The organism is Microvirga flavescens (assembly GCF_003290125.1).
GTDB classification, from domain to species: Bacteria; Pseudomonadota; Alphaproteobacteria; order Rhizobiales; family Beijerinckiaceae; genus Microvirga; species Microvirga flavescens.
Window position 1 is genome coordinate 116,162 of sequence record NZ_QMKH01000002.1, and the last position, 15,140, is coordinate 131,301.

Consider the following 15,140-nt stretch of genomic DNA (forward strand, 5'->3'; position numbering starts at 1 on the left):
TGTCCACTTGTTCTGATCATGCTCTAACGCGCAGCCTCGAGCAGACGCGAAGCGGCGGCGCGGGCTTCCTCGGTGATCGTCGCGCCGGCGAGCATGCGGGCGATTTCCTCGCGGCGCGGGTCGTCCTTAAGCGGCACCACGCGTGTCGCCACGCGCTCGGAACCGGAGACGCCTTCCTTGGCGATGAGGAAGTGGTTGAAGGCCTGCGCGGCCACCTGCGGCGCGTGGGTGACGGCCATGACCTGCACACCCTGCGCCAGACGGGCAAGGCGCTGGCCGATGGCATCCGCCACCGCGCCGCCGACGCCGGTGTCGATTTCATCGAAGACGAGGGTCGGCGCGGAGCCCCGATCCGCGAGAACGACCTTGAGCGCCAGCATGAAGCGGGACAACTCGCCTCCCGAGGCCACCTTCATCAGCGGCCCGGGGCGTGTGCCGGGGTTGGTCTGCGCCCAGAACTCGACCCGGTCGAACCCACCCGGATCGCGGCTCGTTTCGTCGGTCTGGATATCTGTGATAAAGCGCGCGCGCTCCAGCTTCAGGGGCGGCAACTCGGCGAGAACCGCCCTGTCCAGCGCTTCCGCCGCCTTGCGCCGCCCTTTCGAGAGGGTGGAAGCCGCCTTCACATAGGCCTGCTCGGCTGCAGCCAGTGCCTTTTCGAGACCGGCCAGCTGCTCCTCGCCGGCGTCGATGGCCGCCACGTCCTCGGCAAAGCGCTTGCGCAGTGCGGCCAGCTCGTCCGCCGGGCTATCGAACTTGCGGGCGGCAGCGCGCAGCGAAAACAGTCGCTCCTCCGCCTGCTCCAGTTCGCGCGGATCGAACTCCGTGGCGCGGATCGCCTCTTCCAAGGCGGCTCTGGCCTCGTCGATGGCCAGAAGCGCGGCGTCGAGGGCCTTCACGCTGGGCTCCACCAGTTGCGGCGCCTGAGCGCTGCGGCGCTCCAGCTTGCGCACGGCGGCGGAAAGCACGGGGACGGGCGACGTCGCGCCGGCGACCGCATCGAACGCGTCGTTCAGCTCCTGCGCCACCTTTTCGGACTGCATCATCGCTGCCCGCCGCTCGGCAAGGGCTGCCTCTTCGCCGGGCTTGGGGTTGAGCTGCGCTAGCTCCTCCACCGCATGACGAAGGAAATCCGCCTCTCGGCGCGCCTTCTCGACCCGCTCGCGGTGCTCCTGCAAATGTGTCCGTGCCTCGCGCACCTGCCGTGCGGCGTCCGCAACCGCCCGCACCTCCGCGCCGAGATTGCCGAAAGCGTCGAGAATGGTCCGGTGCGTCACGGGATCGACCAGCGCCCGGTCGTCATGCTGCCCGTGGATTTCCACAAGGGTCGCGCCGATGGCCTTCAGCACCTGCACGCTGACCGGCTGATCGTTGACGAAGGCGCGGGTGCGCCCATCCGCCACCTGTACGCGGCGCAGGATCAGATCCCCATCGGTATCGATATCGGCTTCCGCGGCGATCCGGCGGGCCGGATGGTCTGGCGGGCAATCGAACACCGCCGTGACCTGGCCTTGCGCCTCTCCGTGCCGGACGAGGCTGCCGTCGCCACGGCCTCCCAGGGCCAGGGCGAAGGCATCGAGCAGAATGGATTTGCCGGCTCCGGTTTCACCCGTGAGGACGCTCAGGCCCTCATGAAAGTGAAGCTCGAGCTTGTCGATCAGGACAATGTCGCGAATCGCCAGCTGGATGAGCATGGAGGCTTAAGGCCTAGCCTGCCCTCTGGCCGACCTGCGGCACGCCACGGAAGGCCTTCGAAATCCAGGATTCCGAATCCTCACGCGGTTCGACACCGCCCTTGGCGAGCAGGCTATAAGCGTCCTTGTACCACTGGCTGTCCGGGAAGTTGTGGCCGAGAACCGCGGCGGCGGTCTGCGCCTCGCCGACGATGCCCATGGACATGTAGGCTTCCGCAAGACGCTCCAGCGCCTCTTCCACATGGCGGGTGGTCTGATAGCGGGAAACCACGACGCGGAAGCGGTTGATCGCGCCGGGGTAATTGCGCTTCTGCAGGTAGAAGCGGCCAATCTCGACCTCTTTGCCCGCCAACTGGTCGCGGGCGACCTGGATCTTCTCCTTGGCGTCCTTGGCATATTCGGAGGTCGGATAGCGCTCCACGAGGTCCTGCAGCGTCCCGAGGGCGCGCTCGGAGGTCTCCTGATCGCGGGTGATGTCCGGGATCTGGTTATAGTAGGACATCGCCAGGATGTACTGGGCGTAAGCCGCGTCCGAGGTCGCCGGATACTGCGTCAGGTACCGCTTGGCGGCAACGGCAGCATCGTCATAGAGCCCGCCTTCATAATTGGCGTAGGCCGTCATGATGAGCGCCTTGCGCGACCATTCCGATTGCGGGTGCTGCTTCTCGAGGTCGCCGAACTTCTTGGCGGCGCGCTCGTAATCCTTGTTCTGGATGCGGGCGAGACCGTCATTATAAAGCTGCTCGCCGGGAACGTCCGCCACAATCTCCGGCTTGTACGTCTCGCTCCGATCGAACGGATTGATCGAGGAGAGAGTGTCGCAGCCCGCGAGCGTGATACCGCATGCGCCGATGAGCACCGCGCGGAACACGGCACTTTTCACGTCAAAATAAGCTTTCGCGAAAGACATGCTTCGCGGTCCTCCGAAAAACCTGAGCCAATCGTTTCATGGCGCACTTACGGCTCTTTAACCCATGCCAGGCCAAAGCGCCAACCCTTCATGAGCGATTGTCTCAGCCAGCTGGTGACAACCCTCACGCGCCGCCGCCCCGTTAGGCGGCAAACATGGCAAAATAACAGTATTGAGGTGTATGCCGCTCAGTGGATTTCCTGAGCGAAGGCAGGAACCGCGATGTTGCTCGCGATCTCGGCATAGCCGGTCTCGCGGCGCGGGGCGCCATCGACGATGGCGTAGTTCGCCCGGTTCGAGAACAGGGCTTCGAGCATCATGAAGTTGAGGCGGTGACCGCCGCAATAGGACTTGTAAGTGCCGAGAAGCGGCAGGCCGCTGAGCGAAAGGTCGCCCACGGCGTCCAGGGTCTTGTGGCGCACGAACTCGTCCGCGTAGCGCAGGCCCTCGGGATTGATGACGCCGTCTTCACCAAGAGCGACGGTGTTCTCAAGGGATGCACCGAGGGCGAACCCGGCGCTCCAGAGCTTTTCGACATCGCTCATGAAACCGAAGGTGCGGGCACGGGAAATCTCGCGGCGGAACACGCTCGGCGAAAGCTCGATCATCTTGCGTTGGCGGCCGATGATCGGGGTCGGGAAGTCGATTTCCACATCGAGCTTGAAGCTGCGATCATTCGGGTGGAGCTCCGCGAAGCCCTTGCCCATCGTCACGCGGACGGACTTGAGAACCTTGATGTAGCGGCGGGCCGCGTTCTGCGTCACGAGGCCGACCTGATCGATGGCGTCGACGAACGGGGCGGAGCTGCCGTCGAGAATCGGAACCTCGGGGCCGTCGATCTCGACGAGGACGTTGTCTACACCCAGGCCAGAGAGAGCCGCCATGAGATGTTCGATGGTCGCCACCGCGCCGCTCTCGCGATCGCCGATGACGGTGCAGAGTTCGGTGGCCGTAACGGCCAGATGCTTGGCATCGATAACCCGGTCCAACCCGCCGGGAAGGCCGGTGCGAAGAAAAGCAATACCATGATTCACTTCCGCCGGATGCAGGGCGATCTTGACCTCACCCCCGGAATGAACGCCCACGCCGGAGAGTGTCACGGCCGCCCGAAGCGTGGTTTGCTGGCTTTGCTTCATCTTCTTTTTGACCTTGTCCCGCCTCACGCTGCCAAAGGCTGCAGGAGGATCAGGTTTCTTGGATCGGGAATCGCGACAACCGCGCTGCCCTCTCCTTAACTGGCGGCACATTAGTCCCGCGCCAGTATCAGGCCAAATCACGCTTTCTTACGATCTGTAACAAAATGAAATATTCGTAAACAATTGATATATCTATGCTTCTCAAACGCAAAATCCCCGGCTCTCGCGAGCCGGGGATTTTTGGTTCAGAGAATCAGCAGCCTTAGTTCGCCTGGCGGCGGAGGAAGGCCGGAATCTCGAGTTGGTCGTCCTCGCTGGCCCGGGGAGCCATGCGGGGCTGGGCATCGAGATTGCCCTGCGCCGAGCGATACCCTTGCGGAACCGGACGCTTGGCATATTCCGCATGAACCGGCGAGGGAGCACGGGGCGCCTCGGGTTGACGCGGCATGGTCGGTTCGACCTGCGCGTGGTGCGCTTCTTCCTTGCGGCCGAAACCAGCCGTCGCGAGGCGCTGCAGGAGCGACGGGCGGCGGGTGTCGTGAGCGGGTTCCTCGCCGCGGCTGGCGCGGAGCTGGTTCTGCGCCGGCATCGGGAGTTCATCGATCCGCGGCATGCGGGTCGGGCGCAGGGCGCGCTCGGGCTGCGGCGGAATGAACGAGTCCTGAACCAGATCTTCTTCGAAGACCGGCTCCTGCATGACGGGGGCCTCGTAGGCCACCGCCTGCTTCGGCTGAGCCGGGGTCAGTACGATATCGTCACGAACGACCGGCTGCGGCGCGAATTCCATGCGGGGCATTTCGAACTGCGGAGCAGGCGCGGGCTGAGCGGGAACCCCCATTTGAACCGGCGCCGGTTCGACAACCGGAGCGGGCTGAGGCGCGGCGGCCTTCACTGGTTCGATGGGGGCGGCGCGAAAGGTGGGGACGGCTTGCGTGTGCACAGCGCGGGCGCGAGCCTCGGCGCGCAGGCGCTCGGCGACTTCCGCGATGCGCTGCTCGGTGGAGGACAGATCGGGGCTTTGGCTGATCATCGCCTGATCGATACCGGTCGCCACCACCGACACGCGGATGATACCTTCCAGGCTCTCGTCGAAGGTCGCGCCGAGTATAATGTTGGCGTCCTGGTCCACTTCCTCGCGGATGCGGGTCGCGGCTTCGTCGAGTTCGTAGAGGGTGAGGTCGTTGCCGCCGGTGATCGAGATCAGGAGGCCGCGTGCGCCCTTCATCGACACGTCGTCGAGGAGCGGGTTCGCGATAGCGGCTTCCGCCGCGCGGATCGCACGGCTCTCGCCGGAAGCCTCGCCCGTGCCCATCATCGCCTTGCCCATGCCGCGCATGACGGAGCGCACATCGGCGAAGTCGAGGTTGATGAGGCCTTCCTTGACCATCAGGTCTGTGATGCAGGCGACGCCCGAATAGAGCACCTGGTCCGCCATCGCGAAGGCGTCGGCGAAGGTCGTCTTTTCCGTGGCGACGCGGAAGAGGTTCTGGTTCGGGATGACGATGAGCGTATCGACCGACTGCTGAAGCTCGGTGATGCCAGCCTCGGCCAGACGCATGCGGCGCACGCCTTCGAACTGGAAGGGCTTCGTGACGACGCCGACGGTCAGGATACCGAGTTCGCGGGCGGCGCGGGCCACCACGGGAGCAGCGCCGGTGCCGGTGCCGCCGCCCATGCCGGCGGTGATGAACACCATGTGCGAACCGGAGAGCTGATCGCGAATCTCGTCGATCACTTCTTCAGCGGCGGCGCGGCCGACTTCCGGCTGCGAACCGGCGCCAAGACCTTCAGTGACCTGAAGGCCCATCTGAATGACGCGCTGGGCCTTGGAGGAGGCCAGAGCCTGCGCATCGGTATTCGACACGACGAACTCGACACCTTCCAGACCGGATTCGATCATGTTGTTCACGGCATTTCCGCCGGCGCCGCCGACGCCGAAAACCGTGATGTGCGGCTTGAGTTCCCGGATATCCGGAGCTTGCAGATTGATTGCCATGACCTGTTGCCTCTTTTGGCCTTTGTACCGAAAGCGTTTGGCCGACGCCTACAATGGTTGACTTGAACTCATGACGACAGCCGCCGCGCTGCCGTTTTACTCATTTAAAAACTGTCGCGAATCCAACGGCCTACGCGAGACATATAGCCGTCGGTTCCCGTACCTTGGAAGAAGCCGCTGGATTGCGGCTCGAAATATTCGATATGCGCCACCTGCGGATAGACAAGAAGGCCGACCACGGCCGAGAAGGCGGGACCCTTCGCGGCTTCGGGCAGCCCCTTGATGCCGAGCGGACGCCCGACACGAACCTGACCTTGCAGAATGCGCCGTGCCGTCTCCGGCAGACCGACAAGCTGGCTTGCGCCGCCTGTCAGCACCACGCGCCTTCCGGCTTGCGCCGCAAAGCCTGCATTCTTCAACCTGTCGCGAGCTAATTCGAGGATTTCCTCGACGCGCGGCTTGATGATCCGCACGAGATGCGACTTCGGCATATGGTTGGGAACATCGCGCTCATCTTCGTCAACCTGCGGAACCGCGATCATGTCGCGATCGTCCGCGCTCGAGGAGATGGCCGACCCGTAAAGCGTCTTGAGTCGCTCAGCCGCGGAAACGCGCGTAGTGAGCCCGCGCGCGATATCCATCGTGACATGATGGCCGCCGACGGCGATGGCATCGGAATGAACGAGATGGCCGTTGGCGAAAACGCCGACGCTGGTCGTGCCGCCACCCATATCGATGACGGCGCAGCCCATCTCTGCCTCGTCATCGACAAGAACCGAAAGGCCTGAAGCGTAAGGCGTGGCAATCACGGCCTCGACGCCCAGATGACAACGCTCGACGGCGAGCATCAGGTTGCGGGCTGCCGCCGCCTCGGACGTAAGAACGTGGAGATCGACGCCAAGCTTTTCGCCGATCATCCCGGCGGGATCGACGATGTGGTGCTGCCTGTCGAGGGAGAAGCCCGTCGGCAAAGCGTGCAGAACCGCCCTGCCCCGGCGCATGTCGTGGCTCGATGCAGCATCGAGCACACGGTGAACGTCGTTCGTGCTCACGGCGCCGCGCACAGGCACATGCGCCTCGAAATGTTCGGAGCCGAGACGTCCGCCGGTGAGGTTGACGATGACCGACTGAATTTCGACTTTCGCCATCCGCTCGGCGGCGTGGACAGCTTGACGGATCGCGCCTTCAGCCGCTTCGAGATCGACGACGACACCGCCCTTCAGACCGGCGGAGCGTTGATGGCCGATGCCGAGGATGCGGGCGACATGGGTGCGGCCGCGCATTGCCTCCGCCTCGTGAGCGGGCAGCAATTCCGCGACGATGCAGACGACCTTGCTCGTGCCGATATCGAGCACGGACATGATCGCGCTCTTGCGCGCGGCGAGCGGCTTCATGCGCGGGGTCAGACCATGATTCGAGCGATTCATGTATCGACTCCCTTCCCGCGCATCAGTTTTTTCTTCATGGATTCGGCCCGGGCTGAAGCGGCCTCTTCCGTCAGACGCACAACCACCCGGTCGGGCATCCGCAGATCGATGGCCAACACGTCCTTTTCGAGAATTTTCTGTTCGCGATCGAGCTTCACAAGCCGCGCGACGGCTTCCATCGCGCCCGTCTCGGGCAGGCGCACATCGAGGCCGTTATCCATCTTGAGGGTCCAGCGGCGGCCGGAAACCAGCGTGCCCGCGCGGATGCGCCCCCTGATAGGCCCGGCAGCCTCCAGAATCGCGAGATATTCCTTCGTGCGCGTATTCGCCATCTCGCCGACGACGAGGGGCAGATTGGCGAAGCGTGCGTCCTGCATCAGGTCGATCACCGTTCCGTCGGTAGAGGTGATGAACAATTCGCCGTTGAGCTGCCAGATCGCGAAAGGCTCGCGCTCGGTGAGCGTGATCGCCAGTTCGTTCGGATAAAGCTTGCGGACGGAAGCCGACTTGATGAGCGGCACATGTTCGAGACGCTCGCGCACGTCGTTCACGTTGAGAAAGGCGAGCGACTTTTTGCCGTTGAGCCCAGCCGCCGCCAGAACCTCGTTTTCGCGGATCTGCGAAATGCCGGAGATCGTCACCGTCTCGAGGTCGAGGCCGACCATGCGACCGATGGCGTGGTGAGGTTCGCCATATTTGGCGATGAAATCGTCCATATGGCCGCCCTGCCAAAGCCCGACGAAGGCGACGGCGGCGAAGAAGCCGAGCGTCAGGCTTGTGCCGAGGAAGCGGGGCAGTTTTTTCGCGAGCGGCGTAGAGACCGAGGAGCGCCGCCCGCCGCGCGAGGGGCGGGAGGGACCGGAACGGTCGAACCGCGAGGGGTGATTCGGATAGTCATCGAAGGACGATACGCGCGCAACAGCGACCCCGGCCGAGTAGGCCGTCATCGGTTGCAGGTAGCGTCCTCCACCATCCATTTTACAAGCTCACCAAACGTATAGCCCGCATGGGCTGCCAATTCCGGCACCAAGCTCGTCTCGGTCATTCCGGGCTGGGTGTTAACCTCCAGAACGACCAAGTCTCCCGTACCGCCGGGCGTATCGTCATACCGAAGATCGGCACGACTGATTCCCCGACAGCCGAGCGCTTGATGCGCTGTTAACGCCAACTCTTGGACCTTTTGGTAAATATTCGGTTTAATTTCTGCCGGGAGGACGTGAATGGAGCCGCCCTTCACATACTTTGCGTCGTAATCGTAGAACACGCCCGTCGCAGGGCGGATGTCGATGACCCCGAGGGCCTTGTCGCCCATCACGGCGCAGGTCAGTTCTCGACCAGAAACATATGATTCTACAATAACTTGCTCACCAAACGTCCAATCCTCGCGCGTCAATTCCTGAGGCGGATGGCTGCGATCCTCCCGCACAATGATGACGCCGTAGGACGAGCCTTCATTCACAGGTTTGATGACGTAAGGCGCGGGCAGCACATGCTGCTTCGCCGCCTCGAGGCGATTAATGACCACCCCGCGCGGAACCGGCACACCCGCCGCCTGCATGACGATTTTCGCCTTGTCCTTCTGCATGGCGAGGGCCGAGGCGAGGACGCCGGAATGTGTGTAGGGAATGCGCAGGAGTTCGAGGAGGCCCTGAATCGTGCCATCCTCCCCCACCCGCCCGTGCAGGGCGTTGAAAACCACATCCGGCGCGACGGCGTTGAGAACGACGGAAATGTCGGGCTGCACATCGATGGGGGTGACGCGATAGCCCTGCTCTTCCAGGGCCTTGGCGCAGGCAGCGCCCGAAGCAAGGCTGACGTTCCGCTCCGCAGACCAACCGCCCATCAGGACAGCGACGTGTTTCGTCATGATCGACTCCTACCGTTCGAGGCGGCGCACCTGACTGTCGCATGATCCGGGCGAACAACCGGTGCCCGCTTGTTCTGATCATGCTCTCGCGCATCAGCCTTGCCGCCGATCATAGGCGCGAGCGCCTTAAGCCATTCCTACGCGCTTGATTTCCCATTGCAGCTCGACGCCGGAATTTTCCCGCACGCGGCGGCGGACTTCCTCGCCGAGCTGTTCGATCTCGCTTGCGGTGGCCGAACCGTGGTTGATGAGAAAGTTGCAGTGCAATTCGGAAACCTGTGCATCGCCGATCCGCAGGCCGCGACAACCGGCGGCGTCGATCAGTTCCCAGGCTTTCTTGCCGGGAGGATTCTTGAACGTTGAGCCGCCTGTGCGGGTGTTCACCGGCTGCGTTGATGCGCGTGCATCGGTGATCGCATTCATCTCGGCGAGAATTTCAGCCGGATCGCCGGGGCGGCCCTCGAACAGGGCTTCTGTGAAGATCACGTCGTCAGGAACGCCGCAATGGCGGTAGGTGAATCCCATTTCGGCATTGGTGTAGGTCACGCGCTCGCCGGAACGGGTGACGCCTCGGGCCGCCACCAGCACGTCCTTGGTTTCCCCGCCATAGGCTCCGCCATTCATGCGCAAAGCGCCGCCGATGGCGCCGGGGATTCCGCGCAGAAACGAAAGACCGGCAATGCCCGCTTCCGCGGCCGCGCGCGCCACCTTCACATCGGGAGCCCCCGCCCCTGCGCGCGCGCGCAAGGAAGGCTCCACATTCACTTCGGCAAAGCGCTTGCCGAGGCGGATCAGAACGCCTGGCCATCCGCCATCGCGAATGAGCAGGTTCGAGCCGAGCCCAACCACGAGAACGGGAACCGCCACATCGAGGCGCGAGAGAAAATAGGCGAGATCATCCTCGTCCGCCGGCGTGAAAAGAACCTTTGCAGGGCCGCCGGTGCGAAACCAGGAGAGCGGCACGCTCGAAACATTGGCTTCCAATGTGCCGCGCAAGTCCGGCATGCGCTCTTTCAGCTCGGGGACGATGTCAGGAAACATCAAGCCGCTTTCTCACCGAGCGCCTCGAGTTCACCCGGCAGCGCATAAGCCCATTGCGTGATGTTGCCCGCGCCGAGGCAGACGACATAATCGCCGGGCTTCGCGAGGCCCTTGACCATTCCGGCCAGATCTTCCGGCTTTTCGAGCGGCATGGCGTTGCGGTGCCCGCGCGCCTTCAGGCCGGAGACGAGGCCATCACGATCCGCACCGGGGATCGGCTGCTCGCCCGCTGCATAGACAGGCGCGACGATGACCGAATCCGCATCGTTGAAACAGGTGCAGAATTGATCGAACAGGGACGAGAGGCGCGTGTAGCGGTGCGGCTGCACCACAGCGATCACCTGCCCGTCGGTAGACGCGCGCGCGGCCTTCAGGACTGCGCTGATCTCGACCGGGTGGTGGCCGTAATCGTCGAAGACGGTGATGCCGTTCCACGCGCCCGTGCGGGTGAAGCGGCGCTTCACGCCACCGAAACCGGCGAGCGCCTTGCGGATCGCATCCGGCGTGACGCCGAGTTCGTGCGCCACCGCGATGGCGGCGGTCGCGTTCAATGCGTTATGCGCACCCGGCATCGGCAGAACGAGATCTTCCAGCTCCAGGCGGAACCCGGGACGGCGATCGCGGATCATCACGCGAAACTTGGTCTGCCCGCCGCGCGGGTCGATATCCATGATGCGCACATCGGCCTGCGGATTTTCGCCGTAGGTGATGATGCGCCGATCCTCGATGCGGCCCACGAGGTCCTGCACCGCCGGATGATCGATGCACATCACCGCGAAGCCATAGAACGGAATCGAGTCGATGAAGGAGCGGAAGGCGTCCTTGATCGCATCGTAGGAATGGAAATGATCGAGATGCTCGGCGTCGATGTTGGTGACGATGGCGACATCCGCCGGGAGCTTGAGGAACGTGCCGTCGGACTCGTCCGCCTCCACCACCATCCACTGCCCATCGCCCATGCGGGCATTGGTGCCGTAGGCGTTGATGATGCCGCCGTTGATGACCGTCGGGTCGAGCCCGCCCGCATCGAGCAGGGTCGCGACGAGGGATGTCGTCGTGGTCTTGCCATGCGTTCCGGCCACTGCCACGCAGGATTTGAAGCGCATCAGCTCGGCCAGCATCTCCGCGCGGCGCACGACCGGCAGGCGCTTTTCGCGCGCGGCCATGAGTTCCGGATTGTCGCGCTTGATTGCGGTGGAGACCACCACGATCTCAGCGTGTTCCACGTTCTCGGCCTTGTGGCCGATGAAGGTCTTGATGCCCTTCTCGGCGAGGCGCTTGACGTTGTAGTTGTCGGAGGCGTCCGACCCCTGCACCGTGTAGCCGAGATTGTGCATCACCTCGGCGATGCCGGACATGCCGATGCCGCCAATTCCGATGAAGTGGATGGGTCCGAGTTTCGGCGGCAGTTTCATGACTTTATTCCGTTCTGCGTCGTGGATGCGAGTTTGAGAACCGCCTCGGCGAGACGTTCCGCGGCGTCGGAGATACCGGCGCTCTTGGCCGAGGCCGCAGCGCGGGTCAAGCGTTCCGGCTCGGCCAAAAGAGACTGGATCTCCGTGGCGAGGCGCTCGGGCGTAAACTCGACTTGTGGAAGGACGATGGCAGCGCCGATATCGGCAAGGCTTTTGGCATTCGCCGCCTGGTCCTGATCGAGCGATCCCGGCAGCGGCACGAGAATGGAGGGGCGACCGATCACCGACAGTTCCGCGACGGTGGAGGCCCCAGAGCGCGAGATGATCAGATGCGCCTCGGCGATGCGGCGCGGCAGATCCTTGAAGAAAGGCTCGACCTCGCAGGCAACATTCAGCCGCCGGTAGGTTTCACGAACGCGCTGACAATCTTCCTCGCGAGCCTGCTGACAGATGGAAAGCCGCGCGCGCAATTCTGCCGGAAGCTTCTCGATGGCGAGCGGCACGATATCGCTCATCACCCGCGCGCCCTGGCTGCCGCCGAAAACGAGCAGCTGAACACGGCTCTCTTTCGACAAGGCGGGATACGCGATCTTCGCCGCTTCCAGCACCGCCGGGCGAACGGGATTGCCGGTGTGGACGCGTTGCCCCGCGTCTCCGGCGGGCACGCCCTTCGTGGCCTCGAAGCCCGTCGCGATGAGCGACGCGCGGCGCGACAGAAGACGATTGGCGCGCCCCAGCACGCCATTCGCCTCATGGATCGCCACAGGAACGCCGACGAAAGACGCGGCAAGGAGCGGCGGAACGGTCGGATACCCACCGAAGCCGACGGCGACGGCGGGCTTCAACCGGCGAATGACGGGAATGGCTTTCAGAATACTCTTGCCCAGCAGCAAAGCCGCCTTCGCCATCTGCGGCAGCGAGCGGCCGGAGGGCGTGGCGGACGGAATCTCGATGATCTCTTCAGCCGGGAACGCCCCCGCATAGGCATTGGCGCGCTTGTCGGTGACGAGAACGACGCGGATGCCGGAAGCCTTCAAGGCATTGGCGAGCGATTCCGCCGGGAAGAGATGCCCGCCTGTGCCGCCGGCCGAGAGAAGAACGAGAGGAGCTGTCACGATATGAGACTCAATCGAAGCGTTCCATCATCTCCGCGCGCGGCCGCCGGCGCGTCAGGGCGATGAGGAAGCCCATGCCGAGCGCGAGCGAAAGCAGCGAGGAGCCGCCATAAGAAATGAAAGGAAGCGTCATGCCCTTCGCGGGCATGAGGTGAACGTTCACCATCATGTTGATGCAGGCCTGAAGCCCGAACATCAGCACGAGGCCGGTCGTCGCCAGCTTGCAGAACGTATCCTCGTTGCGGCGAGCAAGCATGAGACCGCGCAGGACGATAAAGGCGAAAAGCAGCAACACGAGCAGGCACACGACGACGCCGAATTCCTCCGCCGTGACGGCGAAGATGAAGTCGGTATGCGCATCGGGAAGAATGCGCTTCACCGTGCCCTCGCCCGGGCCGCGCCCGAGCCACCCGCCGCGTGCAAAAGATTCCAGCGCCGTATCGACCTGGAACGTGTCGCCGGAAGATTTATCCATGAAGCGCTCGATACGTGCGCGAACGTGCGGCAGGAACTCATAGGCCGCCGCGATTCCGACAAGGCCCGCGCCGCCAAGTCCCATCACCCAGAACCAATGCAGGCCCGCGACGAAGAAGAGGCCGCACCACACGATGGTAATCAGCATGGTCTGGCCGAAATCCGGCTGCAGCACGAGCGGAATGATGGTGGCGGGCAGAATGAGAAGCGCGAGCAGCGCGCCCGGCATATCCTTGCGCCGCGCCCCTTCCGAGAAGGCCCATGCAGCGATGACAACGAAGGCCGGCTTCACGAATTCGGACGGCTGAATGCCGATGCCCCCAATCATGATCCAGCGATGCGCACCCTTGATCTCCGGGCCGAACTGGAACGTCGCCAGAACCAGCAGCATGCTGATCGTATAAACGAGAAGCGCGAGACGGCGCACATGCCGGAGCGACAGGAACGACACGAACACAAGGATCGCCGCCGTCGGCAGAAGGAACATTGCCTGACGATAAAGGAAATGGAAGGTCGAAAGGCCAAGCCTTTCCGCCACCGGCGGGCCACCCGCCATGAGGAAGACGAGACCCGAGATCATGATCGCCGCCAGCCCTGCGAGCAGCGCGCGATCCACCGTCCACCACCAATCGCCAAGCGGCGTGCGTTCCGCGCGTGACACCATGTTCAGGCCCCCATCGTCGGATTGATGCCGGGCAAAGCCCGGACGAGATCGCGGAAACGGTCTCCGCGCACTTCGTAATTCGGAAACTGGTCGTAAGACGCACAGGCCGGCGAGAGCAGAACCACTGCATCGGTGCCCATCGCAGCCGCATCGTGCGCCGCCTGATCCATCGCCTTTTCGAGCGTACCGCTCATCACATGCGGCACCGAAGGCCCAAGCGTCGCCGCGAACTCGTCCGCCGCAGCACCGATGAGATAGGCCTTCTTGATCTTCGGGAAGTACGGCTTCAACGTCGTGATGCCACCTTCCTTCGGCTTACCGCCAAGAATCCAGAGAATGTTGTCGAACGACTTCAACGCCTTCTCGGTGGAGTCGGCGTTGGTCGCTTTGGAATCGTTGATGAAGAGCGTGCGGCCGAGCCGGTCAACCTCTTCCATGCGGTGAGGAAGGCCGGGGAAGCTGCGGATCGCCGTTTGAATGACATTCTCATCCACGCCGCTCAGCAACGTGACCGCGACGGCGGCAGCCGCATTCTGCGCGTTGTGATCGCCGCGCAGGGAGCCGACACCTTCGAGTGCTGCGACGAGCCGAGGTGAGCCGGTGAAATTCGCGAAGATCTCAACCCCGACCGCGTAGACGCTGCCTGCCTCGCGATCATCCAGACCCACCCGCACGACGGGCTTGTTCACATGACCCATGTCGGCGATGATCGCGCGGCTCATCTCATCATCCGCGCCGATAACCGCCCGGTCTGCCCTTGCGACCAGCCGTTCCTTGATCGCCGCATAGTTCTCCATCGTCCCATGCCGGTCGAGATGATCCGGCGAGATGTTGAGGAGAACGCCGATGCTCGGCGCGAGCGAGGGCGCGAGGTCGATCTGGAAGGACGAGCATTCGATGACGTGGATGCGTTTATCCGACGGCGGCTCAAGCGAAAGGATAGCGGTGCCGATATTGCCGCCCATCTGCACGTCGTGACCCGCTTCACGCAGGATATGCGCGATGAGCGCCGTCGTCGTGGACTTGCCGTTCGTACCGGTGATGGCGATGAAGGGTGCTGCCGGCGCAAGCTTCGCGCGCTCGCGGCAGAAGAGTTCGATATCGCCGATGATCTCGATGCCCGCCGCCTTCGCGAGCTTTGCGGACCAGTGCGGCTCCGGATGTGTCAGCGGAACGCCCGGCGAGAGAATGAGCGCGGAAAAGCGCGCCCAATCGGCCTGACGCAGGTCGCCCGTCTCGATGCCCTTCGCCGCCGCTTCCGCCATTTTTGCCGGATTGTCGTCACACGCCACCACATGCGCTCCACCTGCTTTCAGGGCGAGCGCCGTCACGAGCCCGGAACCGCCGAGGCCGAAGAGGGCGACCGTCTTGTTGGCGAAAGTGGTGACGGGCGTCATGATG

General features: G+C 63.7%; 12 protein-coding genes. All 12 read right to left on the reverse strand.

Going from position 1 to position 15,140, the window contains the following annotated elements:
* Positions 1–23 precede the first annotated feature (23 nt).
* A complete protein-coding gene (gene recN / locus DQW91_RS05345) occupies positions 24–1,694 on the reverse strand; it encodes a DNA repair protein RecN (protein ID WP_112662573.1) in 1,671 nt (556 codons plus the stop codon).
* Between the two features lie 13 nt (positions 1,695–1,707).
* Entirely contained in the window at positions 1,708–2,604 is an 897-nt protein-coding gene (locus DQW91_RS05350; RefSeq protein WP_112662574.1) for an outer membrane protein assembly factor BamD, read from the reverse strand.
* A gap of 188 nt (positions 2,605–2,792) precedes the next feature.
* Positions 2,793–3,740 carry a UDP-3-O-acyl-N-acetylglucosamine deacetylase gene (gene lpxC / locus DQW91_RS05355; protein WP_112662914.1) on the reverse strand — a complete coding sequence of 316 codons (948 nt, stop codon included), beginning with the start codon at positions 3,738–3,740 and terminating at the stop codon, positions 2,793–2,795.
* Between the two features lie 262 nt (positions 3,741–4,002).
* Positions 4,003–5,736 carry a cell division protein FtsZ gene (ftsZ, locus tag DQW91_RS05360; RefSeq protein WP_112662575.1) on the reverse strand — a complete coding sequence of 578 codons (1,734 nt, stop codon included), beginning with the start codon at positions 5,734–5,736 and terminating at the stop codon, positions 4,003–4,005.
* Between the two features lie 104 nt (positions 5,737–5,840).
* Positions 5,841–7,163, reverse strand: a complete 1,323-nt coding sequence (gene ftsA / locus DQW91_RS05365; protein WP_112662576.1) for a cell division protein FtsA — start codon at positions 7,161–7,163, stop codon at positions 5,841–5,843.
* On the reverse strand, positions 7,160–8,110 hold the full coding sequence (locus DQW91_RS05370) for a cell division protein FtsQ/DivIB (protein ID WP_245410915.1): 951 nt from the start codon (positions 8,108–8,110) through the stop codon (positions 7,160–7,162). Before DQW91_RS05370 ends, ftsA begins: the two co-directional genes overlap by 4 nt.
* Complete coding sequence (locus DQW91_RS05375) at positions 8,107–9,030, reverse strand: D-alanine--D-alanine ligase (RefSeq protein ID WP_112662578.1); 924 nt, start codon at positions 9,028–9,030, stop codon at positions 8,107–8,109. The genes DQW91_RS05370 and DQW91_RS05375 overlap by 4 nt, the downstream gene beginning before the upstream one ends.
* Before the next feature lie 126 nt (positions 9,031–9,156).
* The gene (gene murB, locus DQW91_RS05380; RefSeq protein WP_112662579.1) at positions 9,157–10,074 is read right to left on the reverse strand and encodes a UDP-N-acetylmuramate dehydrogenase; all 918 of its coding nucleotides are present in this window, start codon (positions 10,072–10,074) and stop codon (positions 9,157–9,159) included.
* Positions 10,071–11,486 (reverse strand): UDP-N-acetylmuramate--L-alanine ligase, encoded by a 1,416-nt coding sequence (murC, locus tag DQW91_RS05385; RefSeq protein WP_112662580.1) that lies wholly within the window; start codon positions 11,484–11,486, stop codon positions 10,071–10,073. Before murC ends, murB begins: the two co-directional genes overlap by 4 nt.
* Positions 11,483–12,601, reverse strand: a complete 1,119-nt coding sequence (gene murG, locus DQW91_RS05390) for an undecaprenyldiphospho-muramoylpentapeptide beta-N-acetylglucosaminyltransferase (protein WP_112662581.1) — start codon at positions 12,599–12,601, stop codon at positions 11,483–11,485. Before murG ends, murC begins: the two co-directional genes overlap by 4 nt.
* A gap of 10 nt (positions 12,602–12,611) precedes the next feature.
* Entirely contained in the window at positions 12,612–13,739 is a 1,128-nt protein-coding gene (locus DQW91_RS05395) for an FtsW/RodA/SpoVE family cell cycle protein (RefSeq protein ID WP_112662582.1), read from the reverse strand.
* A 2-nt stretch (positions 13,740–13,741) separates the two neighbouring features.
* A complete protein-coding gene (gene murD, locus DQW91_RS05400; RefSeq protein ID WP_112662583.1) occupies positions 13,742–15,136 on the reverse strand; it encodes a UDP-N-acetylmuramoyl-L-alanine--D-glutamate ligase in 1,395 nt (464 codons plus the stop codon).
* Between the last annotated feature and the right edge of the window lie 4 nt (positions 15,137–15,140).

What these genes read in the sequence shown, in the direction of transcription:
- recN (WP_112662573.1), bottom strand. Translation starts at nt 1,694, where the DNA reads ATGCTCATCCAGCTGGCGATTCGCGACATTGTCCTGATCGACAAGCTC.
- DQW91_RS05350 (WP_112662574.1), bottom strand. Translation starts at nt 2,604, where the DNA reads ATGTCTTTCGCGAAAGCTTATTTTGACGTGAAAAGTGCCGTGTTCCGC.
- lpxC (WP_112662914.1), bottom strand. Translation starts at nt 3,740, where the DNA reads ATGAAGCAAAGCCAGCAAACCACGCTTCGGGCGGCCGTGACACTCTCC.
- ftsZ (WP_112662575.1), bottom strand. Translation starts at nt 5,736, where the DNA reads ATGGCAATCAATCTGCAAGCTCCGGATATCCGGGAACTCAAGCCGCAC.
- ftsA (WP_112662576.1), bottom strand. Translation starts at nt 7,163, where the DNA reads ATGAATCGCTCGAATCATGGTCTGACCCCGCGCATGAAGCCGCTCGCC.
- DQW91_RS05370 (WP_245410915.1), bottom strand. Translation starts at nt 8,110, where the DNA reads ATGACGGCCTACTCGGCCGGGGTCGCTGTTGCGCGCGTATCGTCCTTC.
- DQW91_RS05375 (WP_112662578.1), bottom strand. Translation starts at nt 9,030, where the DNA reads ATGACGAAACACGTCGCTGTCCTGATGGGCGGTTGGTCTGCGGAGCGG.
- murC (WP_112662580.1), bottom strand. Translation starts at nt 11,486, where the DNA reads ATGAAACTGCCGCCGAAACTCGGACCCATCCACTTCATCGGAATTGGC.
- DQW91_RS05395 (WP_112662582.1), bottom strand. Translation starts at nt 13,739, where the DNA reads ATGGTGTCACGCGCGGAACGCACGCCGCTTGGCGATTGGTGGTGGACG.
- murD (WP_112662583.1), bottom strand. Translation starts at nt 15,136, where the DNA reads ATGACGCCCGTCACCACTTTCGCCAACAAGACGGTCGCCCTCTTCGGC.